Here is a 25857-nt window from a genome sequence, read left to right as displayed (position 1 = left end):
AGCGGAGCCTGTCACCGGGCGAGCAGGTTGCGCGCCTGGCTGGCGATCTGGGCCAGGATCGCGGGTGCCACGGGGCTGTGCGCCTGCGCCCGCTTCACCATGCCGCGGAATTGGCGGATCGCGGTCTCGTTCTCCTGCGCCCAGGTGCCGACGACCGCCGCGGGGTCTTCCTTCGCCCCCTTGCGCCGCGCCAGGCGCTGGAGGAAATCGAGCCGCATCTGCTGGAAATCGCGGGCCAGCCCGGCGACCAGCAGCCGCTCCCAGATGTCGGAAGGATCCATCAGCGCGGCGATACCCTGCGCCCAGTCGAGGCCCAGTTGCGCGCCGAGCTCGGTGAAGGCGGCGGCGAGCGCGCGCGTCTCGATCTCCGCCTTGCGCGACAGATGGGCAAGACCCACCGCCCCGTCGAGATCGAACAGGTGCGCCACCCGCGCGGCGATCGGATCGGGTGCCCCGGCGCGGGAGAATTCCGCCCGCATCCGGGCGGAGCGCTGGCGCGTTTCCGCCCCCAGCAGGTTCTGCGTCCCGGTCGACAATTCGCCGATCCCCTGCGCCAGCTCGTCCACGGCCACGCTCGGGGTGGTGAACCCGCCATAGACCCGCAGGATGTCCGCCATGTGGATGCGCATCGCCGCGGCGGTGCGGTCGAACAGTTCGAGCCGGGTCTGCTCGGGCATGTCGGCGGCGTCGATCTCTGCCCACAGCCGCTCGGCACCGAACAGGTTTTCCGCCGCGACGAAAGCGGCGGCGACCTCGTCCAGCCCGACGCCTTCCTCCTCCACCAATTCGAACGGCAGGACCAGACCCAGACGGTTGATGATCCGGTTGGCGAGTTCGGTCGCGATGATCTCGCGCCGCAGCCGGTGGTCGTCGATCTCTTCGCGATAGCTTTCGCGCATGGGCTCGGGGAAATATTCCAGCAGCCCGCGTTCCAGGATGGGGTCGTCGGGCACGACGCTGGCCTCCAGCGCGCCCTGCAATCTCAGCTTGGTGCTCGACAGCAGCACGGCCAGTTCGGGGCGGACCAGGCCGGTTTCCTCGCTTGCCCGGCGAACATAGGTCTCGCTGTCGGCCAGCCCCTCGGTCCGGCGGTCCAGCCCGCCGTCCTGCTCCAGCAATTCGATCAGCCGCAGGTGCGAACCCATCGCCCGCGCGCCGCCATGTTCGGCAATGGAGAGGGCCAGCGCCTGGAGCCGGTTGTCCTCCAGCACGATCTCGCCCACTTCCTCCGTCATGCTGGCGAGCAGGGCGTTGCGCCTGTCCTCGGTCAGTTCGCCGCTGCGACAGGCGGCGGCGAGGGCGATCTTGATGTTGACCTCGTTGTCGGAGCAGTCGACGCCCGCGCTGTTGTCGATGAAGTCGGTGTTGATCCGTCCGCCATGCAGCGCGAACTCGATCCGGCCCGCCTGTGTCACGCCCAGGTTCGCGCCCTCGCCGATCACGCGCACGCGCAGGTCGCGCCCGTCGATGCGCAGCACGTCGTTGGCGGGATCGCCCACCGCGACGTTGTTTTCTCCCGACGATTTCACATAGGTGCCGATGCCGCCGAACCACAGCAGGTCCGCCTCGGTCCGCAGGATCGCGGTGATCAGCGCTTCGGGTTCTATCTCGCGCGTGTCGAAGCCGAGCGCGCGGGCCGCCTCCTGCGACAGCTTCACCTTCTTCGAATCGCGCGAGAACACGGCCCCACCCGCCGACAGCACGCTCTTGTCGTAATCGTCCCAGCTGGAGCGCGGCAGGTCGAACATGCGCTTACGCTCGGCCCAGCTCGCGGCCGGATCGGGATCGGGATCGATGAAGATATGGCGGTGGTCGAACGCGGCAATCAGCTTGATCGCCTTCGACAGCAGCATGCCGTTGCCGAACACATCGCCCGACATGTCGCCACACCCGACCACGCGGATCGGCTGGCTCTGCACGTCGATGCCCATTTCGGCGAAGTGGCGCTGGACCGAAACCCATGCGCCCCGGGCGGTGATGCCCATCGCCTTGTGATCGTAGCCGTTGGAACCGCCGCTGGCGAAGGCATCGCCCAGCCAGAAGCCACGATCCTGCGCGATGGCATTGGCGACGTCGGAGAAGCGGGCGGTGCCCTTATCCGCCGCGACCACGAAATAGGGGTCGTCCCCGTCGTGCACCACCACGCCTTCGGGGTGGACGATCCGGTCGTCCACGATGTTGTCGGTCACCGACAGCAGGGTGCGGATGAAGATCTCGTAGCTGGCCTGCCCCTCGGCCGCCCAGGCGTCGCGGTCGCGCGCCGGGTCGGGCAACTGCTTGGGATAGAAGCCGCCCTTGGCCCCGGTCGGCACGATCACCGCGTTCTTGACGCGCTGCGCCTTCATCAGACCCAGGATTTCGGTGCGGAAATCGTCGCGCCGGTCGGACCATCTCAGGCCCCCGCGCGCGACCGGCCCGGCGCGCAGATGGATGCCCTCCACCCGCGGCGAATAGACGAAGATTTCCCGCCATGGCACGGGCTTGGGCAGACTGGGCACCTTCGTCGAATCGAGCTTGAACGCCAGCGCCTCGGCCGCCGCCGGGGAGAAGGCGTTGGTGCGCAGCATCGCGTCGATCACCGCCTGGTACAGGCGCAGCAGCCGATCGTCGTTGATCGCCGCAACCTTGGCCAGCGCGGTACGGATCGCGTCGCGCGCCTTGTCCGCCGCATCGTCGCGGTCGCCAGCGAAAGCGGGATCGTGCCGGCCCCGGAACAGCTCGACCAGCGCGGTGGTGACCGACGGCGCGCGCGCCAGCGCGTCGACCACGGTGTAGATCGTGAAGCCGGCCCCGGCCTGTCGCAGATAGCGATAGATCGCGCGCAGCCATTCGGCCTCTTCCGCGGCCAGCCCGGTCTGCACCACCAGCCGGTTGAAGGGGTCGTTTTCCGCGGTGTCGTTCAGCACGCCCGCCACGGCGCGCTCGATCGCGTCGCTGCGGGTGACGATGGCGCCGGCATCGGCACCCGGTGCCAGGCCGAGCAGGAAATCGTGCACCGTGCCCAGATCGCCCCCATCGATGGAGGTGGGTATTTCGGTCAGGACCTCGAACCCGAAATTCTCCAGCGCGGGCACGGTGTCGGACAGCGGCAGCGCGCCTTCGTTCTGGTAGATCTTCAGCCGCAACCGGTGCGGATCGTCGCCCTCGCGGCGATAGAAGCGGGCATCGCGGCGGCGACCGCCGTCCGGTTCCGACCCGCCGGGGCGGGCAAGCTGGCGCAACCGGTCGATGTCGAGCGCGGCCTCGTGGGCCCCGTATTCGGCGCGGTATCCGGTCGGGAAGCCATCGGCATAGGTCCGCGCCAGCGCGGCGGCCCGGCCGGGCTCCATCAGCGCCGCCAGCTCTTTCTCGACCGCTTCGGGCCAGCCGCGCAGCATGTCCTGCAACCGCTGCTCGACCGCGTCCTCGTCGACCGAGTCCGCGCCTTCGCGGAAATCGAGCACCAGCCGGATCAACGCCAGCGGACCGCCCTCGATCTCCAGACTCCAGTCGATCATGCGGCTGCCCGTGACATCCTCGATCATCGCCTGGATGCGGCGACGCACATCGGTCGACATCAGGTCGCGGGGCAGCCAGACGAAGGCGAACAGGTGGCGCGCCAGCGGGGCTTCGACGATCGTCACCCGCGGGCGCGGCCGGTCGACCAGGCTCATCATGGTGGTCGCCACGCGGCGAATGTCGTCGTCGGAAAAGCCGATCAGCAGATCGTGTGGCAGGGTGGTGAGCGCATGCACCAGCGCCTTGCCCGCGTGGCCGGAGGGATCGAACCGCAATTCGTCCATGAGCGCGCCGAGCTGGGTACGCAGGCGCGGCACCTGCCCCGGCTTGGCCGCCATCGCGGCGCTGGTCCAGATTCCGGCATGGACCGACAGGCCGACCAGGTCCTCGCCTTCGCATTGCGGCAGGACGAACAGGTCCAGCGGCACGCGCCGGTGGACCTTGGAAATGCGGTTGGCCTTCACGATCAGCGGCACATGATGTTCGCGATTGGCGGCATCGTCGTACCAGGCGAAGGCGCGGTCCCACGATGCCTCGGTAAAGATGTCGCGCGCGCTCTTGCGGCAGATGCCCAGCTCTTCCGAATGGGTGCCGTCGCGCATGCGCGTGACATGGCCGAGCTGGGTCAGCATCCCGTCGTTGAGCCAGCGCAGCAGGGCCGCGCCTTCGTCGTCGGACAGGTCGTCGGCCTCTTGTGCCATCAGCTGCTGCATGCGGGGCCAGTCGGTCACCGCGGCGCGCACGTCCGCCAGCGTTTCGTGCAGCGCCGCCTCCAGCTCCCGCCGGTCCTTGGCGTCGGCCCGTTCGGTCTCGAGATAGATCATCGATTCCTGCGCGGCCCGCGGATCGTCTTCCGGCAATCCCGCGAGCTGCCCGCGCTCGTCGCGTGTCACCGCCAGCACGGGGTGGACCAGCCGGTCGATGGACAGCCCGTGCGCCGCGATCGCCGCCGCGACCGAATCGACCAGGAACGGCATGTCGTCGTTGATGATGGCGACCCGCAGATAGCGCCGCTCGGCATTGACGCTTTCGATATGGATGGACGCTTCGCCCGGCCCGCGCCGCTGGGCCGCCTGGAGCAGGAACACGGTCGCTTCCTCCAGCCGTTCGCCCAGGAAGGGGGTGTCGCCGGGCAGCAGCGATGTTCGCAAGATCGCGTTCAGGCGGTCGTACAGGGCTGTCTTCGCGGCTTTGCTGCCCATCGGGGCGCTCCCATCTTTATGGCGGGGCGTGCGGGCCTCCGCATTTTCATTGCCGTTGCAGGCAGCAATATTTCGCGCCTTAGGCGTCGCTGGATGCGGCGACAAGTATGCCGCCGCGCGTCACGATCTCAACAGGCGGGGCGCGAAAGCGATCCGGGAAAGGGCATGCGTCGGTCTCAACCGGCGTTCAGCGCGTCCATCGTCATCCGCAGCGACCGCTCGCGCGCTTCCGGGTCGTAGGTGGAGGCGGCGCAGATGATCTCGTCGGCCTGGGTCCGCTCGATGAACGACCCGATCCGTTCGCGAACGGTGGCGGGCGATCCGACCGCGCTCGCCTGGCCCAGATGGGTGAGCATGGCCTGCGCCTGCGGGGGCAGGCTGTCGCGATAGCCCCGCACCGGCGGGGCCAGCTTGCCCGGCGACCCGGTGCGCAGCCGCACGAAGGACTGCGCCTGGCTCGACGCGAGATACTCCGCCTCCTCGTCGGTGTCGGCGCACACGACCTGCATCGCGGCCATGGCGTGCGGGCGGTCGAGCGTCTCGGAAGGCTGGAAGTCGCGGCGATAGACCGCCAGCGCGGCATCGAGATGGTCGGGCGCGAAATGGCTGGCGAAGGCGTAGGGCAGCCCCAGCTTCGCGGCGAGCTGCGCGCCGAACAGGCTCGATCCCAACATCCACATCTCGACCTGTGCGCCGTAACCCGGCGTCGCCTTGACGCCGAGGTCCGGCTCGCCGGTGAACAGCGCGCGCAGCTCGGCCACGTCCTGCGGGAAATATTCCGACGCGGCGCGCAAATCCTTGCGCAACGCGCGTTGCAGTTCCGGCCCCGCCCCCGGCGCGCGGCCCAGCCCCAGGTCGATCCGGCCTGGGAACAGCGCGTCGAGCGTGCCGAACTGTTCGGCGATGGTGAAGGGGGTATGGTTGGGCAGCATGATGCCGCCCGCGCCGATCCGGATCGTGCTGGTGGCGTGCCCGACATGGCCGATGACGACGGAGGCAGCCGCGCCGCCGATCCCCTCCATCGCGTGGTGCTCGGCGACCCAGAACCGTTTGTAGCCCGCCTCCTCCGCCACGCGGGCGAGCGAGGCGGCGGCGCGATAGGCTTCCGCCAGCGATCCGCCTTCGCGGACGGGGACGAGGTCGAGCACGGAAAATTCGGTCATGGCAGAGTCTCCACGGTTCCAATCAGGCGGGCGATGTCGGCGTCGCGGGACAGGCGGTGGTCGCCGTCCTTCACCAGGGTCACGACGACATCGGGACTCTCGATTCGCTCGGCGAGGCGGAGGCTCGTTTCCCACGGCACGTCGCGATCGGCCTGTCCGTGCAGCAGGCGCACGGGGCAGCGGATCGCGATCGGCGCGTCCAGCAGGCGGTTGTCTTGTCCGTCGCGCCAGAACGCGGGAAAGGTCGGGGTCGGATCGGGGCCGTACGGGTTGTCCTCGAACACCGGCTCACCCCCGGCCAGGGTCGCGCGCTGCGTCTCGTCGTAGCCCCATTGCGTGAAATCGGGCGCGGCGGCGATGCCGACCATGCCCGCCAGCCGCTCGCCCAGCGCGAGGCCGACGAGCAGCATCAGCCAGCCACCCATGCTCGATCCGACGAGGACCACCTCGCCCTCTACCTGTGCCTCGATCAGCGCCATCACCTCGTCGCGCCAGCGCGACAGCGTGCCGTCGGCAAAATCGCCATCGCTGTCCCCGCACCCCGAATAGTCGAGCAGCAGGCACGCCCGGCCCGCGCCGCCTGCCCAGTCGAACAGCGCGGTCGCCTTCCCCCCGGCCATGTCGGACATGTAGCCGGGGAGGAAGACGATCGTCGGGCCGCTGCCGGCACGGTGCCGAAAGGCGATGCGCCGCCCGTCGGGCATGGAATGGAAATCGATCACCTGCACAGAGTCGGGAGTGCCGACCCACTTTGCAAGGCCGCCGCGCATCCGGATCGGCGCGCGGCGGCCCGCCGGTCATTCGCCGTCGCTGCCCTCCAGCGCTTTCGCCAGAGCCGCCGTAAAGGCATCCTCGCGATCCCACATCACGAAGTGATAGCTGTCGCCGATGGGAGTGAATTGCGCGTCGGGCAAATCGGCATAGGCGGTCTCGTACAGGGCCTTCATCCGTTCCGGCGCGGCGTAGGCGTTGGTCGCGTAGATCACGCTGACCGGGGTCGCGATTTCGGCCAGCTCGGGGCGCAGGTCGGTCGTCATCAGCGCCTGGACGGCGTCGGCCATGGTCGCGCGGTCGGTGGCGAGCGACCAGGCGACGATGCGTTCCTGCCCCTCCTTCGACTGGGTCAGCGAACGCGCGCCGTTCGCCTGGGTCGCGGCGAAGGTCGCATCGTCCATGCTACGCAGCGTCTCGGTGATCGCCTCGGCCCGGGGCTTCACCACTTCCACCGTGGCATCGGGGGCATAGACCAGCGGGTAGAACGGCAGCGAATCGACCACCACCACCCGGGAGAACCGGTCGGGATGCTCGCGCGCCGCCAGCAGGCCGGTGAAGCCGCCCATGCTGTGCCCGACGATGACCGGGTGATCGAGCTTGCGACAGGCGGCGTAGTCGGCGATCCGCTGCGCCAGCGCCTCGGGCACGGAACCCTCGCGTTCCGCCACCGGCGTTCCCGCGAAGCCCGGCACGCTGATGAGGTGGAAGCGATAGCGATCCGCCAGCGCCGCGACGGTCCCGTCCCACACCTGCGCGGAGGAGGCGAGGCCGGGCACCAGCAGGACGTCCGGACCCTCTCCCTTGACCTCGAAGGTGGGGCAATCGTCCTGCGCCTGCGCCTCTGCGTGCGCGGCAAGGGGGGTCAGCAACAGGGCGGCGGCAAACAGGGATTTCAGCATCGACTCAGTCCTTGGAAAAGATGGATTCGATCGGCATCGCGAACAGCTCGGCAATGCGGAAGGCAAGGGGGAGGGACGGGTCGTAGCGCCCCTTCTCGATGGCGTTCACGCTCTGGCGACTGACCTCCAGCCGGTCGGCGAGATCCTGCTGGCTCCAGTCGCGTTCGGCCCGCAGCACCTTGAGGCGGTTCTTCACGCGTCGTCCCCGGTGCCGCGGTCGGACAGCGCCATCCAGCACTGGCCCACCCCCATGCCCATCGCCCAGGCGGGGAAGACCCACCATGCATCGACATGCGGCACCACTTCGAAGCTTTCGAGGAAACCCCAGAAGGTGCCGAGCGTCAGCACCAGCCCCAGGCCGATCAGGCTGGCCATGATGGCACGGTGGCGCAGGAACTCGTCGTCCTCCTCCACCAGATAACGCCCCATGGTCCAGATCATGCCGAAAATGGGCAGGACCGGCAGCAGCGCGATGAGGAAGCTTTCCCCCCGGCTGAGATCGGCGCGGTCGGCGATCGTCACGGCCAGCCCCAGGCCGAGCATGTAGGCCAGGCTCGCGATCACGAATCGCCGCGTATAGCGCGTGATCGCGGGGCTCATGTAACCGCGGGCACGCTGGCGCGCCATGCTGGCCCGGACGAGCGGGATGATCTGGATCATCGCGATCGCCATCAGGATGAAGCCGGTGGTCGGTCCGATGGCACCGGTGATCCTGAGCACGGAAATGATCGCGAAGGACGCGAACAGCGACACGCCCCACAGCGCGGGTTTGGATAGCGCGGCCATCTCAGGCGGCCTTGCGCGAGCGCCGGCAGGTGCCGCCGTAGATCGAGACCACCGCAAGGGCGGGCAGAATCGCGAACATGGTCCGGGCCGGCTGCGATGCGATCAGGCCGAAATGCTCGCCCAGCGCGATCATGATCATGGCGAAGGCCCAGGGCAGGGCGGGTCGAATGTTATTCACGGCAAGCTCCTTTGTCTCTATGGAAAGGGTACTTGTCATGAGCGCGGTACTTTGTCAAGCGTGCTTGTCATAATGACAACCTCGCTCCCTAAGGCGATTTTTCCTACTGCGCGGGGATGCGCTATCGCCCACGCATCCGATCCACCGTCCACGCATGGCTTGTAGGAAAGCGAAAGTTGACTGCGATACCCGCCACTTCCGCCGCAACCCCTTGGGAGACCGACGGAATTCGTCGATTTCGAGTTTTGCAAAAGGGCCGGGTCGGTGTTCCATCCGGTCCGCAAGGCCGTGGGTTCCGCCGCGCGCCCGCTTGTGCCATGGCCAGTGCCACCTACTTCCCCTCAGCGACCTACCTCGACCGACGGATATCATGACCGAATTGCTCAAGATCAGCCTGCCCGACGGCTCCGTGCGCCAGATGCAGCCGGGCGCGACCCCGGCGGATGTCGCCGCCGCGATCGGCCCCGGCCTCGCCAAGGCGGCGCTCGCCGCGCGCGTCGATGGCGAGGTGCGCGACCTCAACCGCCCGTTCGACTGCGATTCGGAACTCTCGCTGATCACCGCTCGCGACGAGGCGGAGGCGCTGGAACTGGTGAGGCACGACTATGCCCACATCCTGGCCGAGGCGATCCAGGCGCTTTATCCCGGTACGCAGATCACCTTCGGCCCGGCGACCGATGACGGGTTCTATTACGACGTGAAGGCCCCGGAGGACCGCGAGCCGTTCAGCATGGACGACCTGCCCGCGATCGAGGAGAAGATGCGCGAGATCATTCGCGCGGACAAGCCGCTGAAGCGCGAGGTGTGGAGCCGCGAGGCCCTGATCGAGCGCTGGGAATCCGAAGGCGAGACGTTCAAGGCCGAATGGGCGAAGGAACTGCCCGAGGACGAGGAACTGACCGTGTACTGGTCGGGTGGCGACTGGCTCGACATGTGTCGCGGCCCGCATCTTCCCAGTACCGGCAAGCTGGACCCGGCGGCGTTCAAGCTGATGCGCGTCGCGGGCGCCTATTGGCGCGGCGACCAGAAGAACGCGCAGCTCACGCGAATCTACGGCACCGGCTGGCTCAACAAGAAGCAGCTGGACGCGCATCTCCACCGGCTGGAGGAAGCCGCCAAGCGCGACCACCGCAAGCTGGGCCGCGAGATGGACCTATTCCACCTGCAGGAAGAGGCGCATGGCAGCGTCTTCTGGCACCCGAAGGGCTATCGCATCTGGCGCGAGTTGGAAGCCTATATGCGCCGCAAGATGGACGGCGGCGGCTATCGCGAGATCAAGACGCCGCAGGTGATGGACGCCCGCCAGTGGGAACAGTCCGGCCATTGGGGCAAGTATCGCGAGAACATGTTCGTCATCCCGGACGAGGTGCCCAACACCGCGGACGAGGGCGCTCTTGTTTCCGACGAGGCCGAATGGATGGCGCTGAAGCCGATGAACTGCCCGGCGCATGTCCTCGTCTTCAAACAGGGCATCACCAGCTATCGCGACCTGCCGATCCGGCTGGGCGAGATGGGCTGCTGCCACCGCAACGAACCGCATGGCGCGCTCCACGGCCTGATGCGCGTGCGCCAGTTCACGCAGGACGACGCGCATATCTTCTGCACCGAGGCCCAAGTGGTCGAGGAAGTGCGCAAGTTCTGCGAGCTGGCCGACACGGTCTACAAGGATTTCGGCTTTACCTACGAGATCAAGCTGGCGACCCGGCCCGAACAGCGCTTCGGCTCAGACGCGGACTGGGACAAGGCGGAACAGGAACTGCGCGACGCGGTCGCGGACGCCGGAATGGCGACTGACGCGTTCGGGTGGGAAGAGCTGCCGGGCGAAGGCGCGTTCTATGCGCCGAAGCTCGAATGGCACCTGACCGATGCGATCGGGCGGACGTGGCAGGTGGGCACGATCCAGTCGGACCGCGTACTGCCCGAACGGCTCGACGCGAGCTATGTCGGGGAGGACGGCGACAAGCATCGCCCGGTAATGCTCCACCGCGCGATCTTCGGTTCGTACGAACGCTTCATCGGCATCCTGATCGAACATTATGCCGGCCGCCTGCCATCCTGGCTCGCGCCGGTGCAGGCGGTGGTCGCGACGATCGTTTCCGATGCGGACGACTATGCGGGTGAAGCCGTAGCGAAGCTGCAGGCTGCGGGCATCCGGGTGGAGGCCGACCTGCGGAACGAGAAGATCAACTACAAGGTGCGCGAGCACTCGCTGGCAAAGGTCCCGCATCTGCTGGTGGTCGGCAAGCGCGAGGCGGAGGAAGGCACCGTCGCCGTCCGTACGCTGGGCGAAAAGGAGCAGCGGGTGATGCCGCTGGACGAAGCGATCGCGATGTTGACGGCAGGTGCGACGCCGCCCGATCTGGGGTAGTCGGCGCGCTGAATGGGCTGGCGTTTAGAAGGGTAGCGGGTTGCCCGCCAGCACCAGCGCCAGGGCGCAACCGGCAACGATCGCGACGCGCGCGATCTCTCGGGTGTGCGCTTCGATCCGGCGGGTGAGGGTGCGGGCCTTGCTCATGGTCCGCGAGTATCGCAGCCCGCTCCTAACAAGGGGTTAAGCCCGCGCCAGCACCGGCATCTGCTGGCTGGCGCAATGGAAACCGCCGCCGCCCGCCAGCACCGCGTCGGCCGGCAGACCCACGGTCGCCCGATCGGGAAACAGCGCGGCGATGGCGGCGACGCCCTCGGCATCGTGGACCGATCCGAAGGTCGGCACCACCACCAGATGCGTGGTGATCGCGAAGTTGACGTAGCTCGCGGGCTCGACGAAATCGCCCCGCGTGATCCGCCCGGGTGAGGGAATCCCGACCACCTCGACCCCGAAACTCTCGGCCCGGCGCATGGCATCGGCATAGATGTCCACGTTCGGATCGTCCGGCCCCGTGGCGCGCGGAATCACCAGCCGGCTCGGCGCGACGAACCGCGCGAGATTGTCGACATGGCCGTCGGTGTGGTCGTTCAGCAATCCCTCGCCCAACCATAAGACGCGGTCGAAGCCGAGATCGTCCCGCAACCGTGCCTCGATATCGGCGCGGGTCAGCTCCGGATTGCGATTGGGGTTGAGCAGGCATTGCTCGGTCGTCGCGACCAGCCCGGTCCCGTCGCCATCGATCGCCCCGCCTTCGAGGATCCAGTCGGGTTCGGTCAGCGCCAGCCCCTCGTCGCCGGCCAGCTGCGCGCCAATCGCCTGGTCTCCCTCCATCAGGTACTTGCCGCCCCACCCGTTGAAGCGCGGGCGCACCGCCACCCCGTCGCCGCGCACCAACGGGCCGGTATCGCGCAGCCAGACATCGCCATATTCACGTCGTTCCAGATCGACCGAAGCCGACACCAGCGCCTTCGCCCGCGCCTCGTTCGCGGCGTCGCGCACCAGCAGGCGTACGGCTTGCCCGCTCTCGGCGACGGCGTTGGCGAAACCCGCGATCTGCTCCTGCGCGCGCTCTAGATAGCCGGGCCATTCCTCCGCATCGTGCGGGAAGCCGATCCACAGCCAGTCCTGCGGTGCCCATTCGGGCGGCATCGTTGCGGTCATGCTGCGAACGTCACCGGCCGCATGGGGCGCCGGGCCTCGCGCAGTCGGCGTCGCGGATCCCGCGGAACTCGTCGCTGGCACGCCAGTTCGGCCAGCTATCGCCATCGGCGAGCATCCGGCCAAGGCGGTAATAGAGCGCAAGATCCTGCGTCAGTCCCGCCCAGTTCCAGTCGTCCGACCATTCGTCGCTGGGTGCGTGATAGTGGTTCTCGACGTAGTCCTTCGCTGCTGCCTCTCCCGCCGCAGTCCCGCCCTGCATCCAGTCGGTCCCGCGCCCGATATCGAACATCGGCACGCCCAGCTTGGCGTAGCTGAAATGGTCGGAGCGGTAATAATGCCCCTTCTCCGGGCTGTCCTCCGGTGCTTCACGCAACCCCTGCTCGCGCAGCGCGGTGCGGAACAGGTCGTTGAGGTCGGACTTGTCGCCGCCCGTCATGGAATAGTCTCGCACCCGGTCACCGGGCAGCAGGGCATCGATGTTCACCCCGCCGACAGTCGCGTTAAGCGGATAGATCGGGTTCTGCGCGTAGTACTCGCTCCCCAGCAGGCCCGATTCCTCAAGCGTGAGCGCGATGAACACCTGGCTGCGCTGGGCCCCACCATGGCGGCGGTTGGCGTCGGCGAGCGCGGTGATCGCCCCCACGCCGGTCGCGTTGTCCACCGCACCGTTGCAGATATCGTCACCGGTCGCATCGGGCGTACAGTGGCCAAGGTGATCCCAGTGCGCGGAATACAGCACGTATTCGTAAGGCCGCGCGGTGCCGGGCAGGATGCCGACCACGTTGTGCGAGGTCGACCGGCGGATCGCGTTGCGAAAGCCGAAACTGGCGGTCATGCCCAGCGGCACGGGTTTGAACCCGCTGGCCTGTGCGGCCTTCGTCAGGCTGGCGAGATCGTGGCCCGAAGCCTTCAGGATCGCTTCCGCCACCGGCTTCTGTACCCATCCGTTCGCCTTCGTGGCGTCGGCGTTGTCGTTCGGGCTCTGGACGTAATATTGCGCGCCGGTCCAGCTCGAATTGACGACGTTCCAGCCATAGGCCGCCGGGAAGGTGTCGTGGATAATCAGGGCGGCGTCGGCCCCCTGCCGTGCGGCTTCCTCGAACTTGTAGGTCCAGCGCCCATAATAGGTCATCCGACGGCCCTTGAAGAGGCCATCCTCGGTCTCGTTCGCGTAGTCCGGGTCGTTGACCAGGATCACCGCCGTCTTCCCATGCATGTCGATCCCTGCATAGTCGTTCCAGCCCAGTTCGGGTGCGACGATGCCGTAGCCCACGAAGACCAGCGGACTGTCCTTCACCTGCGTTTTCGGGGCCACACGGTAGCTGGTGGCAACATACTGCTCGCCGAAAGCGTAGCTTTGCGTCTCACCGGCGCCCTTGACGGTCAGCGGTGTGAAATCGTCTCCGGTGATCTCGACCGTCGGCACTTCCTGCAGCCATTTGCCCTGGTTGCCCGGCTGCAAGCCCGCCTTCCTGAACTCGCCTATGATATACTCGGTGACCTTGGGCTCGACCGCGGTGCTGGGCGCGCGGCCTTCGAAATCGTCGGCAGATAGCCGCTTGGTCACCTCCTTCATCAGGGGAACTGAAGGCGCGACCGCCGCCTCGGCTTCGCTTGCACTCAGCGCGCCGGGCTGCCTTGTTCCACCATTATCCATCGTGGAGCAGGCGGAAACGGCAACCGCCCCGATGAGGGCAGCGATACAGATCGAAAAGCGGGCCATGATATCTCCCCTGAGTTGCGGTGGGTCTTGTGACACAGGCGGATGATGCCGCCAAGGTACCGCACTGCTTGCCAAGGTCGGTCTCGAACGTGCAGGGCCGACACGATGACGGCGGACTGGCAATCGGCACTCGAACGCGCGCGGGCGCATGCCCCGTTTCTCCGGCGGGCGCTGGAACGCCAGCCCGAGTTGGCCGAATTGCTGGCGCGGGGCGCGGGGGAGGAAGCGCTGGCCTTCGCTCGGCAGGTGGGCGATGGCGCTGCGGCCGCGACCGCGTTGCGGCGCGAGAAGCTGGCGCTGGCGACGGCTCTGGCAATCGGCGATCTCGCCGGAGCGTTTCCGCTTCTGCGCGTCACCGGCGAGCTGTCCGATTTCGCCGACCGCGCGCTCGACCGGGCGATGGCGACGGCGGTCGAGCGGCGCGTGGGAGAAGCCTCGACCGACGGGTTCATCGGGCTGGCGTTGGGCAAGCATGGCGCGCGCGAGCTCAATTACAGCTCCGACATCGATCCGATCCTGCTGTTCGATCCGGAACGCCTACCCCGCCGCGACAGGGACGAGCCGGGCGAAGCCGCCCAGCGCTACGCCCGCGAAGTGGTGCGGCTCCTCTCCGACGCGACGGCGGAGGGGTACGTCTTTCGCGTCGATCTGCGCTTACGCCCAGCGTCGGAAGTCAGTCCGCTCGCCATCCCGCTGGGCGCGGCGTTGACCCATTACGAAAGCCTGGCCCTGACGTGGGAGCGCGCGGCGTTCATCCGCGCACGGGCGGCAGCGGGGGACATCGCTGCGGGCGAGGACTTCCTCGCCGCTATCCGTGCGTTCGTGTGGCGGCGCAGCCTCGATTTCGGAGCGATAGAGGAAATCTCGCGCCTGACCGCGCGCATCCGCGAGGCGAACGAAGGCCCGACCGAGCCCGGACCCGGCTTCGATCTGAAGAAGGGGCGCGGCGGCATTCGCGAAATCGAATTCTTCGTCCAGACGCACCAGCTGGTGCATGGTGGGCGCCAGCCGTCTCTGCGCGTGCGTGGAACGCGGGCCGGGCTGGATGCGCTGGCGCAGGCCGACCTGATCGCGGGGGAGGATGCGCGCTTGCTGGGCGACGCCTACGACCGGCTGCGCACGGTGGAACACCGCGTGCAGATGATCGACGATCGTCAGACCCACGTCTTGCCAGACGGGGCCGCTCTGGACGGTGTCGCGCGGCTCGACGGGATGGCGGACGCCGGGGCGTTGCTGCGCGATCTGTCCCATCATTGCGCGATCGTCGGTGAACGTTTCGACCGACTGCTGGAGACGACGACCAGCCCAGCCGATGCCCAGACGGCGGGGAATATCTCCAGGCTGGTTACCGATGCCGGGATCAACGAAGCGGGCCGGGTGGCGGACCGTATCGAGGGCTGGCTGGACGGCCGGTATCGCGCCTTGCGCAGCACCGGGGCGAAGGACGCCTTTCGCGCGATCGTGCCGCATCTCGTCGAGGCGCTGAGCGAAGCGTCCGATCCCGATCAGGCGCTGCTGCGCTGGGAGCGGTTACTGGCCAATCTGCCCAGCGCGATAAACCTGTTCCGCCTGCTCGATGCGCGGCCGGGGCTGTTCGATCAGCTGTCGCGCATCCTGTCACTTGCGCCTCCGCTGGCCGATGCCTTGGGTCGCCGCCCCGCCTTGCTCGACTCCCTGATCGACCGCACTGCCAGCGACCTGCCCCCGTCGGTGGACGACATCGCGGGGCGCATGCGCCCGGTGGAGGGTGATGCCTCCTACGAAGTGAGACTCGATCGCATCCGCGTCGTGACTGGCGACTATCGCTTCGCGCTGGGTACGCAGCTGATCGAGGCGACACAGGATCCGCTTGCCATCGCGGCGGGGCTCGGCCGAGTGGCAGAGGCCGCGCTGGTGGTGGCCTGTTCGGCAGCCGAAGAAGAGTTCGCGCAGGCGCATGGCCGGATCGAAGGCGGAGAGCTGGTGGTGCTGGGCCTCGGCCGGTTCGGAGGGAAAGCGCTGACCCACGCCTCGGACCTCGATCTGGTGTATCTGTTCACCGGTGACCATGGCGCCGAAAGCGATGGCGAGCGCCCCTTGGGTGCCACGCTCTACTTCAATCGGCTGGCCCAGCGGGTAACCGCCGCGCTGAGCGTGCCGACCGCGCAAGGGGCACTGTACGAGATCGACACGCGACTGCGACCGCAGGGCAATCAGGGCCCGCTCGCCGCCAGCCTCGACGCCTTTGCCCGTTACCAGGGCGAAGACGCGTGGACCTGGGAGCACATGGCCCTGACGCGCGCCCGGGCGGTGGCGGGCTCCCCGGCGGCCCGCGCGGCGGTGGAGACGGTGATCGACCGCGCCCTGCGGCAGGAGCGTGCGCCGGAGGAATTGCGTGACCGGGTGCTGCGAATGCGGGAGGAGATGGCCCGCCACAAGCCGGCCGGCGGGTCGCTGGATGCGAAGCTGGCGCGCGGCGGACTGGTCGATCTGGAGTTCCTGATCCATTATCTGCAATTGCGCGATCACGTCGCCTTCGACCCCCATCTCGGAACGGCGTGCGGAACGCTGGCAGAGCAAGGATTGGTGCCCCGCGACCTGTGCGAGGCACATGATTTTCTCACGCGCCTGCTGGTGGCCGCGCGGCTGCTCGCGCCCGATCTCACGATCCCGACCGGACCGGGCGGCGCGGTGCTGGCACGGGCCTGCGGTTGCGAATCGACGACCGCGCTGCTCGACAGGCTGGCGAATGCGCGCAGGACGGTGGCTGCCGCGTGGCGCGAGACCTTCGGACGCGAACTGGAACAGGAGGAGCGATGATGGACACGATGCCGCAACCGGGTGACACGATCCCCGATATTGCCATGGAAACGCCCGATGGCGGCAGCGTGAAGCCGTCCGACTATCTTGGCCGCAAGCTGGTGCTGTTTTTCTATCCCAAGGACAATACGCCGGGCTGCACGACGGAGGCGAAGGACTTCACCGGGATGAAGGCGGAATTCGACAGCGCCGGGGCGGCGATCATGGGGATCAGCAAGGATTCCCCGCTGAAGCATCGCAATTTCATCGCCAAGCACGAGCTCACCGTCGATCTTGCCACCGATGCCGAAGAACGGGGCCTGTCCGACGCGCTCGGCATCTGGACCGAGAAGAAGATGTACGGAAAGACCTTCATGGGGATGGTCCGCACCACCATCCTGCTCGACGAGAGCGGCAGGGTGCTGCGCGTCTGGCCCAAGGTGAAGGTAAAGGGGCACGCGCAGGAGGTGCTGGAGGCGGTACGCGCGGCGTGACCGAGCGGCCGCTGCCCTCTCTCGGCCACGCGATACGCGATGCGCTGTCGACCGGCGAGCCGGAAGCCAAGGTGATGGCGGCGCGCAAGGTCGCGCGCGACTGGCGGCTGGGGCGGCTGGATTGGCGGTTCGACGCCGCCATGCCTGACGAGCCGGCGCGACCGGCCTCGCCCGAACTGCTGGCTCCTTCCCGGATGCCCAAGCGGCATGGCGGGTCGGCACACGGCCGAATCGCGCTATGGCATGCGCTGGCGCATATCGAGTTCGTGGCGATCGACCTCGCGCTCGACATGGTCGGGCGCTTCGGTGGGGAGCGGCCGCGTGGTTTCACTGAGGATTTCCTCTCGGTCGCGGCGGACGAGGCGATGCATTTCGCGCTGCTGGCGCGCAAGCTCGTCTCGCTCGGCAGCCATTACGGTGCATTGCCGGCGCATGGCGGTCTGTGGGAGGCGGCCCGATCGACTAGCGACGATGTCGCGGCCAGGCTCGCGATCGTACCGATGGTTCTGGAAGCGCGGGGTCTGGACGTGACGCCGGCTACGCTCGCGCGGGTGCGCGCGGCAGGCGACGAACATGGAGCGCGCATCCTCCAGCGAATCCTCGACGACGAGATACGCCATGTCGCTTTCGGAACGAGGCACTTCGAAAAAATCGCTCGAGAGCGAGGCGAACTGCCCGAAACGCTGTGGCAAGACTATGTGAAAACGCGGTTTTCAGGACGTTTGAAAGCACCGCTCAACGACTCGGCGCGCCTTTCAGCCGGTCTATCGCGTAGCTATTACGCAGCTATTGTCTCTTAAACGATCCGCCGGTTAACCCCCTTAACACGCAAGGCGGGATCGGGTTCCCGCTTCAGTTTGGGGTCTCGGCGGCCTGGTCTCTGGATCGACCGGTTGCCGGTTACGGCATGGCAAAAACCTCGTTCATGCCGGGACGAAAAAGGGACGGGTCTTACATGCAGAGCAAACTCCTTCTCGCGAAGAGCGTGGCAAGTGCGTGCATCGCCGCTGCGGCAATGGCCGCCACACCGGCAGCCGCCAACAGCAGTGCCGCAGCCGTGGATTTCTCCGAAAGCGTGAAGGATGCGGGCTCCCCGCTCGGCAATGGCGACCAGCAGTTCCAGGAACTGTTCGCCTCGTGGAAGTCGCAGGACGCGTCGAATGGCGGGGTGGTCGTCGAGCCGGCGGTTTCTGTGCCGTCGCGCATGCCGCTCGCCGATGCGCGCCTCACCAGCTCCTTCGGTATGCGCAACCACCCGGTCCTGGGCAGGATGCGGCAGCACAAGGGTATCGATCTCGCGGCCCCCAGCGGTACGCCGGTCTACGCAACGGCTGACGGGATCGTCGAACGGGCCGACCGCTTCTCCAGCTACGGCAATTATATCGCCATCGATCACGGCGGCTCGCTCGAAACGCGCTTCGCCCACCTGTCGGGCTTCGCGGTCACCGCCGGCGAGCATGTGACCAAGGGGCAGTTGATCGGCTATGTCGGAAGCACCGGTCGTTCCACCGGGCCGCATCTCCACTACGAAATCCGCGTCGCCGGCCAAGCGGTCAATCCCATTCCCTACATGGTCGAAACGGACGCCCAGGCCGCTTTCGCGCTGGTCGAGACCCCCGGCGCGCAGGGTGGCGGCGACGAGGACTGACGCTTTCCGGCCGAGGCCAGGACTTTCGAAAAAGGCGGCGCGGGGTAACCCGGCCGCCTTTTTTCTTGCCCGCCATCCGTTGCCGCGCAAAGCTGATCGCGGGAGACACGGATGCATCCGATCACGCACGCGGCCGAGCGGCCCTACCACCCGGCGATCATCATGGCCGCGAGCGGCGAGACCGTGACATTCGGCGAACTCGACAGGCGCGCCAACCGCTGGTCGCGCCTGTTCCGGCACAGAGGCCTTGAATCGGAAGACCGGGTCGCGGTGCTGATGGAGAACCGGCGAGAATATCTCGAAATACTATGGGGCGCGCAGCGTTCGGGAATCATGCTAGTGCCGCTCTCCACCCGCCTCGCGCGGCCCGAAGTCGAATATATCCTGCGCGACGCCGATGCGAAGCTGCTGCTCATTTCACAGCATTACGCCACTCGCATGGGCGATCTGGCGAATGTCTGTCCCGTGCTGGGCCTCGAAGGCGATGATGTGGACGCACAACTGGCCACGTTCGACGACGGGCCGATCGCGGATCCGGTCCCGGGGCAGGTCATGCTCTACAGTTCGGGCACGACCGGGCGGCCCAAGGGCATCGTCCCGCCCCCGCCGCCGAACGACGACGTGCAGGCGACCAATCCGCTGGTGGCGCTCGCCGTCCATGGCGTGGGCATGCCGACCGATGGCAGCATCGTCTATCTCTCGCCCGCGCCGCTCTATCATGCCGCTCCGCTCGGCTGGTGCGCGACCGTGCACCGGCTGGGCGGTACGATCGTCGTGATGGAGAGCTTCGATCCCGCAGAAGCGCTGGCCGCGATCGAGCGCTATCGCGTCACCGACAGCCAGTGGGTGCCGACCCATTTCGTGCGCATGCTCAAGCTGCCCGAGTCCGAGCGGACCGCGCACGACCTGTCCAGCCATCGCCGGGCGATCCACGCGGCGGCCCCGTGCCCGGAAGCGATCAAGCGCGCGATGATCGATTGGTGGGGGCCGATCCTGGTAGAATATTATGCCGGTTCGGAAAGCGTCGGCATGACCATGATCGGCAGCGCCGACTGGCTCGATCATCCCGGCAGCGTCGGTTGCGCGCTCTATGGCAGGGTCCATATCTGCGGGCCGGACGATGCTGACCTGCCGCCGGGCGAGAACGGTCTCGTCTATTTCGAGAACGACCGCATTCCCAGCTATCACAACGATGCGGACAAGACCGCCTCCGCCCTCAATCGCCACGGCTGGATGACGCTGGGCGATATCGGCCATCTCGACGCGGATGGATTTCTCTATCTAACCGACCGGGCGAGCCACATGATCATCTCTGGCGGGGTCAACATCTACCCGCAGGAGGTCGAGAACCTGCTGGTCGGCCATCCCGCGGTGGCGGACGCGGCGGTGATCGGCGTGCCGGACCCCGATATGGGCGAGACGGTGCTGGCGGTGGTGCAGCCGCTCTCGATGGAAGATGCGGGACCCGCCCTGGCTCAGGAACTGCTCGCCTTCCTCGAACCGCAGATCGCGCGGATGAAGCTGCCACGCCGGATCGAATTTCGCCCCGATCTGCCGCGAGAGGCGAACGGCAAGCTCTACAAGCGCGAATTGCGCGACGAGTATGCCGCACGCGCCGCCACGACCTGATCAACCCTCGGCGAGCAGTCGCTGCGCGATGGCCCGCACTTGCGCGCCCATGTCCTCGCGCTCCAGCGCCAGTGCCAGCGTCGCCTCGACGAAGCCGGTCTTGCTGCCGCAATCGTAGCGCGCGCCGTCGAAGGTGACGGCGTGGAACGGCTGGTTGCCGATCATCTTGGCCATCGCGTCGGTCAGCTGAATCTCGCCGCCCGCACCCTTCTCCTGATCTTCCAGCACGCGCATGACCTCGGGCTGGAGGATGTAGCGGCCAGAGATGATCTTGTTCGACGGGGCCTCGGCCACCGGCGGTTTCTCGACCAGGCCCGTGACCTCGGTCAGGTCGCCGTCGACCTTCCCCGGTGCGATCACGCCGTAGCTCGATACGGTTTCCTCCGGCACTTCGAGCACGCTGATCAGGTTTCCGCCGACCTTTTCATAAGCATCGACCATCTGCTTCATGCAGCCGCCGCGACCCTGCTTGTGCGCGATCATCAGCTCGTCGGGCAGGAAGATCGCGAACGGCTCTTCGCCCACAATTGCGCGGGCGCACCAAATCGCGTGGCCGAGGCCCAGCGGCACCTGTTGGCGCACGGTGATGATATCGCCCGGCGTGGCGCGGGTCGAATCGAGGATCGAGAGATCCTTGCCCCGCTCGCTCATGGTCGATTCGAGTTCGTAGGCGATGTCGAAATGCTCGACGATCGCGGTCTTGCCGCGCCCGGTGACGAAGATCATCTGTTCGATCCCCGCCTCGCGCGCCTCGTCCACCGCGTACTGGATCAGCGGTCGATCGACGATCGCGAGCATTTCCTTCGGAATGGCCTTGGTCGCGGGGAGGAACCGGGTGCCGAGCCCGGCGACGGGAAACACCGCCTTGCGGATGGGTTTGTGCGCGTTCATGGCGCCAATCGATAAGGCCAGACGCGCCCTGCGGTCAATCGATCGCTGCCGCGCGACCGGGGTCCCGCTTGTTTTGCGCGTGCAGGTCGGTAAACCGCCGCGATGGACAAGCTACGCATCATCGGCGGCCACCGCCTTTCCGGCACGATTCCCATTTCCGGGGCGAAGAACGCCGCCCTGACCCTGATCCCCTGCGCCCTGCTGACGGACGAGCCGCTGACGCTGCGCAATCTGCCGCGCCTCGCCGATATCGACGGCTTCCAGCACCTGATGACGCAGTTCGGCGTCTCGGTGAACATCGCCGGCAAGCGGCCGGAGGATTTCGGTCGCGTGGTAACGTTCGAGGCGACACGGCTGACCAGCACCGTCGCGCCCTACGATCTGGTGCGCAAGATGCGCGCCTCGATCCTGGTGCTCGGCCCGATGCTGGCGCGCGCGGGCGAGGCTACCGTGTCGCTGCCCGGCGGCTGCGCGATCGGCAATCGCCCGATCGACCTTCATCTGAAGGCGATGGAGGCGCTGGGTGCCGAGATCGAGCTGGCCCAGGGCTATGTCCGTGCGCATTGCCCCGACGGCGGACTGCCCGGCGGCGACTTCACGTTCCCCGTGGTGTCGGTGGGCGCGACCGAAAACGCGCTGATGGCGGCGGTGCTGGCCAAGGGCACGACGCGCCTTTCCAACGCGGCGCGCGAACCCGAGATCGTCGATCTGTGCAACCTCCTGACCGCGATGGGGGCAGAGATCGAGGGCGTGGGCGGCTCCGACCTCACGATCCACGGCGTCGATCGATTGAACGGCGCCACCTACAAGGTGATGCCCGACCGGATCGAAGCCGGCTCCTACGCCTGCGCCGCCGCTATCACGGGCGGCGAAGTGCGGCTGGAAGGTGCCGATGGGGAGGAGATGGGCGCGACCAACCATGCCTTGCGAAATATCGGCGTCGAGGTGGAGGCCGACAAACGCGGGGTTACCGTGCGCGCGGATGGGCGGCTGAAGGCGGTCAAGCTGTCGACCGCGCCCTATCCCGGCCTCGCCACCGACATGCAGGCGCAGCTGATGGCCCTGCTGTGCCGGGCGGAAGGCACCAGCGTGCTGAACGAGACCATTTTCGAGAACCGCTACATGCACGTGCCCGAACTGAACCGCATGGGCGCGCATATCGAGACCAACGGTCGCACCGCGATCGTCCATGGCGTCGATCAGTTGACCGGGGCCGAAGTGATGGCGACCGACCTGCGCGCCTCTATGAGCCTGGTGATCGCCGCCCTCGCCGCGCAGGGCGAGACGCTGGTCCGCCGCATCTATCACCTCGACCGGGGGTACGAGCGGCTGGAGGAGAAGCTGCAGCTCGTCGGTGCGGAGATCGAACGGATAGGCGACGACTGAATTTCGATCGGGTCGGACCCATTGCGGCCTCTCGCTCGTTCGAGAGGAAACACTTGCAATGGAGGCATTTATGGGCCTGATCAGGACGGCACTCATCGGTACCCTCGGCTATCTCGGCTACAAGGCGTACAAGAAGAATCAGGAAAGCGGCGGCGTCGCCTTTGCCAGCGGGCAGACCGGCAATCACCGTGATGCGGGGCCCGAGGCGATGGGCGACAAGCCGGTCCGCAGCTGGAACAAGGCGGATGAGGAAAGCGACGAGAGCTTCCCAGCCAGCGATCCGCCCGCCAATTACTGACCATCGGTTTTGGCGCGCAGCGCGCCGACCAGCCAAATCCGGATCGCGCCGGCAAGCCCAGGTGGGTTGTCGGCGCGAATTCGTTCCGCATCGATGCGCGCGACCAGCGCATTGAGCGGCATCTCCTCATGCATCGCTGCGTCGCGCAGCATGTCCCAGAACACGGGCTCCAGGCTGATAGAGGTCTTGTGCCCGGCGATCTCGACCGAGCGCTTGACCGGGGGATGGTAGGGCGAAGGCTCCGCCATCACTCGCGGTCCGGCCCCAGCATCGCTTCGGGCCGTACGATGCGATCGTAGTCCGCGTCGCTGACCTTGCCGCTGGCGATCGCCGCCTCGCGCAGCGTGATGTCCTGCTCGTGAGCGGTCTTCGCAATCTTAGCCGCGGCATCGTAGCCGATCTCGGGCGCGAGCGCAGTCACCAGCATCAGCGAATTGTCGACCCCCCGCCGGATGTTCTCGCGCCGAGGCTCAAGCCCGGCAAGCAAATGCTGCGTGAAGCTGTCGCTGGCATCGGCGAGCAGGCGCACGCTCTGCAGGAAGACATGCGCCATCAGCGGGCGATAGGTGTTCAGTTCGAACTGCCCCTGGCTATCGGCGAAGCCCAGCGTCGCCTGGTTGCCGTGCACCTGCGCGCACACCTGCGTCAACGCCTCGACCTGCGTCGGATTCACCTTGCCCGGCATGATCGAACTGCCCGGTTCGTTCGCAGGCAGCGACAGTTCGCCCAGGCCCGAGCGCGGCCCGGAGCCGAGCAGACGGATGTCGTTGGCGATCTTGTAAAGGCTCGCCGCGACCGCCGCGATCGCGCCGTGGAGGAACAACAGCGCGTCCTGCCCGGCCAGCATCGCGAACTTGTTGGGCGCGGTGCGGAACGGCAGACCCGTCGTCTCTGCGATCCGCTCCGCCACGCTTTCCGCAAAGCCCTTCGGCGCGTTGAGTCCGGTGCCGACCGCCGTGCCGCCCTGCGCCAGCGCGTAGATGCCTGGCAAGGCCAGTTCGATCCGCTCGATCCCCTCGCCCACCTGGGCGGCGTAGCCGGAGAATTCTGCCCCAGCGTCAGCGGGGTTGCATCCTGCGTATGCGTGCGACCGATCTTCACGATGTCGTCCCATTGCTCGGCCTTGCTCGCCAGATCGTCGCGCAGCCGGGCGAGCGCGGGGATCAGCTGCCCGGTGACCTCCAGCGCCGCAGCGATGTGAAGCGCGGTGGGGAAGGTATCGTTCGACGACTGGCTCATATTGACGTGATCGTTGGGGTGCACCGGGTCCTTCGCCCCGCGCGTGCCGCCCAACGCCTCGCTGGCGCGATTAGCGATCACCTCGTTCGCGTTCATGTTGGTCTGGGTGCCCGACCCGGTCTGATAGACGACCAGCGGGAATTCGTCGTCCAGCTCGCCCTCGGCCACCGCGCGCGCCGCCTCGGCGATGGCATCGGCGCGCCGGCTGTCGAGCCCGCCCAGCGACTCGTTGGCACGCGCCGCCGCCGCCTTGATGATGCCCAGTGCGTGGATCAGCGGGGGCGGGATGCGATCCGCCCCGATGCGGAAATTCTCCTTCGACCGCTGCGTCTGCGCGCCCCACAGCCGGCCGGCGGGCACCTCGATCGCGCCCATCGAATCGGTTTCGGTGCGGGTATCTGTCATGGTCGGGGCTCCTCGTGCGATTGCGGGTTCACAAGGCTCAACGCGAGGGGGGCGGGGGAAGGTCCGGGAGCGGGAATGGAACGCCGACCGGGCCACTTTGCAAAACTTTGCGGCGGGTATGTTCCGATGACGTTTCAATCGCTTGCGTGCCAAATCCGGGCATTCGACTGTCACCTTAGCCCAGGGCCCGTGGCCGCGCATGATTGTTTGACGTGAAACGCTCCGGTCATGCGGTCAGTCTATGCGGACGGCGTGAAGTAGGAAACGCTCGCAGCCGGCGGCCAAAGAGCATGGCGGTAACGTTCAGTCGCGCCTGACGGTGGCGGCTGCTTCGTCGAGCATATCGCCGACGGAAAAGGGCGCGCGCAGATATTCGCGGCGCCAGCCGGGCCGGAAACGATCGAGCATTTCCCCCTCGATCGCGCCATAGACGTAAAGGGCGCTGCGTTTCCACATCGCGATGCCGGTCCGGTCGATCGAGCGCAGGCTGACGGCAAAGCCGTTCTGCCGTTCGCTCGCGATATGGGCGACGGCGGGATCGGACCCGCTAGCAAGCCGCGCGAGCTGGATCTCGGACCAGCGCGCGATCCCCTCCTGCCCGATCTGGAACTCGAAATAGAGCGCCTGCTTCGGGTCGAGCACCCCCTTGAATGCCTTGCGCGCCTGCACATAGGCGACGAACGCCTGCGCCGCCTCGTCGTCGGACGCGGCGGTAAGAAAGCGCTCCCCCGCCGCGTTCATTCCCGCCAGCCGCTCCGCCACGCGCGGATCGTCGTAAGGGAACGGGTAGTCCAGCATCCACTGCGCGCCGGTCTCGCCCATCGCCTCGGTTACCGCGGCGACGGCATCGGCATAGCCGGGCAGACTCCATTGATACTGGTGGAATGCTTCGTGCAGGAAAGACACCTTCCATTCCGCATCGTCGATCCCGATCGCTTCCGGTGTGCCGACCTCGATGACGCTTCGCCCGTCCAGGTCGCTGGCCGCCAGAAGATCGAGCGGCAGGGTGCGGGGCCGCGTCTGCATCGCGCAGCGCGTGATGGAATCGAAGCCGAGGGGCGCGAACCCCTCGACCGGCGGGCTGCAGAACAGCGTTTCGGTGTCGTCCTCGACCAGGAGGACCGGCAGGGGCGCTTGCGAGAAGCCGTCCCAGATTTCCTCGCCGTGCTGCCGCACTGCCGCCTGCCCGTCGCGGATCAGGCGGCGTTCGGCCTCCGCCGGTAGATGCGCCGTGGCGAGAGCCGCGGACGCCGCTAGCAAACCGAGCATCACGTTCCCCTCGATGCATGCCCATCAGTGCAGGGTCGGGAGGGAAGTTAGCTTGCGTCCCGCCGCCC

The 25857-nt window shown here is 67.3% G+C and carries 22 protein-coding genes and 1 pseudogene; 8 read left to right on the top strand and 15 right to left on the bottom strand.

Features of this window, described 5'->3' with window-relative positions; translation table 11 throughout:
* Positions 1 to 11 precede the first annotated feature (11 nt).
* From F7D01_RS06025 to F7D01_RS05995, 7 genes are all read right to left on the bottom strand, one after another.
* Complete coding sequence (locus F7D01_RS06025; protein ID WP_215229296.1) at positions 12 to 4700, bottom strand: NAD-glutamate dehydrogenase domain-containing protein; 4689 nt, start codon at positions 4698 to 4700, stop codon at positions 12 to 14.
* A gap of 176 nt (positions 4701 to 4876) precedes the next feature.
* Positions 4877 to 5863: an LLM class flavin-dependent oxidoreductase gene (locus tag F7D01_RS06020; protein ID WP_215229295.1), complete on the bottom strand. Its 987-nt coding sequence runs from the start codon at positions 5861 to 5863 to the stop codon at positions 4877 to 4879.
* The gene (locus tag F7D01_RS06015; RefSeq protein ID WP_371819714.1) at positions 5860 to 6567 is read right to left on the bottom strand and encodes an alpha/beta fold hydrolase; all 708 of its coding nucleotides are present in this window, start codon (positions 6565 to 6567) and stop codon (positions 5860 to 5862) included. The genes F7D01_RS06020 and F7D01_RS06015 overlap by 4 nt, the downstream gene beginning before the upstream one ends.
* A 93-nt stretch (positions 6568 to 6660) precedes the next feature.
* Positions 6661 to 7536 (bottom strand): alpha/beta fold hydrolase, encoded by an 876-nt coding sequence (locus F7D01_RS06010; protein WP_215229293.1) that lies wholly within the window; start codon positions 7534 to 7536, stop codon positions 6661 to 6663.
* A 4-nt stretch (positions 7537 to 7540) separates the two neighbouring features.
* A complete protein-coding gene (locus tag F7D01_RS06005; RefSeq protein WP_241555023.1) occupies positions 7541 to 7732 on the bottom strand; it encodes a helix-turn-helix transcriptional regulator in 192 nt (63 codons plus the stop codon).
* The gene (locus F7D01_RS06000) at positions 7729 to 8322 is read right to left on the bottom strand and encodes a hypothetical protein (RefSeq protein WP_215229291.1); all 594 of its coding nucleotides are present in this window, start codon (positions 8320 to 8322) and stop codon (positions 7729 to 7731) included. Before F7D01_RS06000 ends, F7D01_RS06005 begins: the two co-directional genes overlap by 4 nt.
* Before the next feature lies 1 nt (position 8323).
* Positions 8324 to 8500 carry a hypothetical protein gene (locus F7D01_RS05995; protein WP_215229290.1) on the bottom strand — a complete coding sequence of 59 codons (177 nt, stop codon included), beginning with the start codon at positions 8498 to 8500 and terminating at the stop codon, positions 8324 to 8326.
* 370 nt (positions 8501 to 8870) lie between these two features.
* Between F7D01_RS05995 and thrS the strand changes: the two genes are divergently transcribed.
* The gene (thrS, locus tag F7D01_RS05990) at positions 8871 to 10868 is read left to right on the top strand and encodes a threonine--tRNA ligase (protein WP_215229289.1); all 1998 of its coding nucleotides are present in this window, start codon (positions 8871 to 8873) and stop codon (positions 10866 to 10868) included.
* Between the two features lie 24 nt (positions 10869 to 10892).
* Here the strand turns inward: thrS and F7D01_RS15375 are convergent, their stop codons facing one another.
* The 3 genes from F7D01_RS15375 to F7D01_RS05980 are packed head-to-tail and all read right to left on the bottom strand — an operon-like array spanning position 10893 to position 13752.
* The gene (locus F7D01_RS15375) at positions 10893 to 11015 is read right to left on the bottom strand and encodes a hypothetical protein (RefSeq protein ID WP_255750434.1); all 123 of its coding nucleotides are present in this window, start codon (positions 11013 to 11015) and stop codon (positions 10893 to 10895) included.
* A 36-nt stretch (positions 11016 to 11051) separates the two neighbouring features.
* On the bottom strand, positions 11052 to 12029 hold the full coding sequence (locus F7D01_RS05985) for an agmatine deiminase family protein (RefSeq protein WP_215229288.1): 978 nt from the start codon (positions 12027 to 12029) through the stop codon (positions 11052 to 11054).
* Positions 12030 to 12039: 10 nt separating this feature from the next.
* Positions 12040 to 13752, bottom strand: coding sequence for a M28 family metallopeptidase (locus tag F7D01_RS05980; protein WP_215229287.1), 1713 nt, complete (start codon positions 13750 to 13752; stop codon positions 12040 to 12042).
* Between the two features lie 105 nt (positions 13753 to 13857).
* On the opposite strand from F7D01_RS05980, the gene glnE reads away from it, so the two are divergent.
* The 5 genes from glnE to F7D01_RS05955 all read left to right on the top strand — a co-directional run bounded on the left by glnE (position 13858) and on the right by F7D01_RS05955 (position 20301).
* Complete coding sequence (glnE, locus tag F7D01_RS05975) at positions 13858 to 16551, top strand: bifunctional [glutamate--ammonia ligase]-adenylyl-L-tyrosine phosphorylase/[glutamate--ammonia-ligase] adenylyltransferase (RefSeq protein WP_215229286.1); 2694 nt, start codon at positions 13858 to 13860, stop codon at positions 16549 to 16551.
* Positions 16551 to 17024: a peroxiredoxin gene (locus F7D01_RS05970; RefSeq protein ID WP_215229693.1), complete on the top strand. Its 474-nt coding sequence runs from the start codon at positions 16551 to 16553 to the stop codon at positions 17022 to 17024. The genes glnE and F7D01_RS05970 overlap by 1 nt, the downstream gene beginning before the upstream one ends.
* Positions 17021 to 17824, top strand: coding sequence for a ferritin-like domain-containing protein (locus F7D01_RS05965; protein WP_251567106.1), 804 nt, complete (start codon positions 17021 to 17023; stop codon positions 17822 to 17824). Before F7D01_RS05970 ends, F7D01_RS05965 begins: the two co-directional genes overlap by 4 nt.
* 155 nt (positions 17825 to 17979) lie before the next feature.
* Entirely contained in the window at positions 17980 to 18672 is a 693-nt protein-coding gene (locus tag F7D01_RS05960; RefSeq protein ID WP_215229285.1) for a M23 family metallopeptidase, read from the top strand.
* Positions 18673 to 18783: 111 nt separating this feature from the next.
* Positions 18784 to 20301 carry an acyl-CoA synthetase gene (locus F7D01_RS05955; protein WP_215229284.1) on the top strand — a complete coding sequence of 506 codons (1518 nt, stop codon included), beginning with the start codon at positions 18784 to 18786 and terminating at the stop codon, positions 20299 to 20301.
* Here the strand turns inward: F7D01_RS05955 and galU are convergent, their stop codons facing one another.
* Positions 20302 to 21192 (bottom strand): UTP--glucose-1-phosphate uridylyltransferase GalU, encoded by an 891-nt coding sequence (galU, locus tag F7D01_RS05950; protein WP_215229283.1) that lies wholly within the window; start codon positions 21190 to 21192, stop codon positions 20302 to 20304.
* A gap of 102 nt (positions 21193 to 21294) precedes the next feature.
* On the opposite strand from galU, the gene murA reads away from it, so the two are divergent.
* On the top strand, positions 21295 to 22578 hold the full coding sequence (murA, locus tag F7D01_RS05945; protein ID WP_215229282.1) for a UDP-N-acetylglucosamine 1-carboxyvinyltransferase: 1284 nt from the start codon (positions 21295 to 21297) through the stop codon (positions 22576 to 22578).
* A gap of 58 nt (positions 22579 to 22636) precedes the next feature.
* A complete protein-coding gene (locus F7D01_RS05940; RefSeq protein WP_241555035.1) occupies positions 22637 to 22876 on the top strand; it encodes a hypothetical protein in 240 nt (79 codons plus the stop codon).
* Here the strand turns inward: F7D01_RS05940 and F7D01_RS05935 are convergent.
* The 4 genes and pseudogenes from F7D01_RS05935 to F7D01_RS05925 all read right to left on the bottom strand — a co-directional run bounded on the left by F7D01_RS05935 (position 22870) and on the right by F7D01_RS05925 (position 25789).
* Positions 22870 to 23124 carry a ribbon-helix-helix domain-containing protein gene (locus F7D01_RS05935; RefSeq protein WP_215229281.1) on the bottom strand — a complete coding sequence of 85 codons (255 nt, stop codon included), beginning with the start codon at positions 23122 to 23124 and terminating at the stop codon, positions 22870 to 22872. The genes F7D01_RS05940 and F7D01_RS05935 overlap by 7 nt on opposite strands.
* Positions 23124 to 23303 (bottom strand): hypothetical protein, encoded by a 180-nt coding sequence (locus tag F7D01_RS15505; protein ID WP_371819713.1) that lies wholly within the window; start codon positions 23301 to 23303, stop codon positions 23124 to 23126. Before F7D01_RS15505 ends, F7D01_RS05935 begins: the two co-directional genes overlap by 1 nt.
* 252 nt (positions 23304 to 23555) lie before the next feature.
* Positions 23556 to 24490: pseudogene (locus tag F7D01_RS05930) on the bottom strand (lyase family protein); the annotation flags it as partial.
* A gap of 333 nt (positions 24491 to 24823) precedes the next feature.
* Positions 24824 to 25789 (bottom strand): hypothetical protein, encoded by a 966-nt coding sequence (locus F7D01_RS05925; RefSeq protein ID WP_215229280.1) that lies wholly within the window; start codon positions 25787 to 25789, stop codon positions 24824 to 24826.
* Between the last annotated feature and the right edge of the window lie 68 nt (positions 25790 to 25857).

Source organism: Erythrobacter sp. 3-20A1M (genome assembly GCF_018636735.1).
Classification (GTDB): Bacteria; Pseudomonadota; Alphaproteobacteria; order Sphingomonadales; family Sphingomonadaceae; genus Alteriqipengyuania.
The sequence above is the reverse complement of the archived record's forward strand: the minus strand, read 5'-3'. Positions and strand labels throughout refer to the sequence as shown.

Bases quoted from the DNA above. Each gene is read 5' to 3' on its own strand.
- F7D01_RS05925 (WP_215229280.1), bottom strand. From the start codon at position 25,789: ATGCTCGGTTTGCTAGCGGCGTCCGCGGCTCTCGCCACGGCGCATCTA.
- F7D01_RS05955 (WP_215229284.1), top strand. From the start codon at position 18,784: ATGCATCCGATCACGCACGCGGCCGAGCGGCCCTACCACCCGGCGATC.
- thrS (WP_215229289.1), top strand. From the start codon at position 8,871: ATGACCGAATTGCTCAAGATCAGCCTGCCCGACGGCTCCGTGCGCCAG.
- F7D01_RS15375 (WP_255750434.1), bottom strand. From the start codon at position 11,015: ATGAGCAAGGCCCGCACCCTCACCCGCCGGATCGAAGCGCACACCCGA.
- glnE (WP_215229286.1), top strand. From the start codon at position 13,858: ATGACGGCGGACTGGCAATCGGCACTCGAACGCGCGCGGGCGCATGCC.
- F7D01_RS06000 (WP_215229291.1), bottom strand. From the start codon at position 8,322: ATGGCCGCGCTATCCAAACCCGCGCTGTGGGGCGTGTCGCTGTTCGCG.
- F7D01_RS05960 (WP_215229285.1), top strand. From the start codon at position 17,980: ATGCAGAGCAAACTCCTTCTCGCGAAGAGCGTGGCAAGTGCGTGCATC.
- galU (WP_215229283.1), bottom strand. From the start codon at position 21,192: ATGAACGCGCACAAACCCATCCGCAAGGCGGTGTTTCCCGTCGCCGGG.
- F7D01_RS05980 (WP_215229287.1), bottom strand. From the start codon at position 13,752: ATGGCCCGCTTTTCGATCTGTATCGCTGCCCTCATCGGGGCGGTTGCC.
- F7D01_RS06020 (WP_215229295.1), bottom strand. From the start codon at position 5,863: ATGACCGAATTTTCCGTGCTCGACCTCGTCCCCGTCCGCGAAGGCGGA.
- murA (WP_215229282.1), top strand. From the start codon at position 21,295: ATGGACAAGCTACGCATCATCGGCGGCCACCGCCTTTCCGGCACGATT.
- F7D01_RS05985 (WP_215229288.1), bottom strand. From the start codon at position 12,029: ATGACCGCAACGATGCCGCCCGAATGGGCACCGCAGGACTGGCTGTGG.
- F7D01_RS05970 (WP_215229693.1), top strand. From the start codon at position 16,551: ATGGACACGATGCCGCAACCGGGTGACACGATCCCCGATATTGCCATG.
- F7D01_RS06010 (WP_215229293.1), bottom strand. From the start codon at position 7,536: ATGCTGAAATCCCTGTTTGCCGCCGCCCTGTTGCTGACCCCCCTTGCC.
- F7D01_RS06015 (WP_371819714.1), bottom strand. From the start codon at position 6,567: ATGCCCGACGGGCGGCGCATCGCCTTTCGGCACCGTGCCGGCAGCGGC.
- F7D01_RS05940 (WP_241555035.1), top strand. From the start codon at position 22,637: ATGGAGGCATTTATGGGCCTGATCAGGACGGCACTCATCGGTACCCTC.
- F7D01_RS06025 (WP_215229296.1), bottom strand. From the start codon at position 4,700: ATGGGCAGCAAAGCCGCGAAGACAGCCCTGTACGACCGCCTGAACGCG.
- F7D01_RS15505 (WP_371819713.1), bottom strand. From the start codon at position 23,303: ATGCTGGTGACTGCGCTCGCGCCCGAGATCGGCTACGATGCCGCGGCT.
- F7D01_RS05935 (WP_215229281.1), bottom strand. From the start codon at position 23,124: ATGGCGGAGCCTTCGCCCTACCATCCCCCGGTCAAGCGCTCGGTCGAG.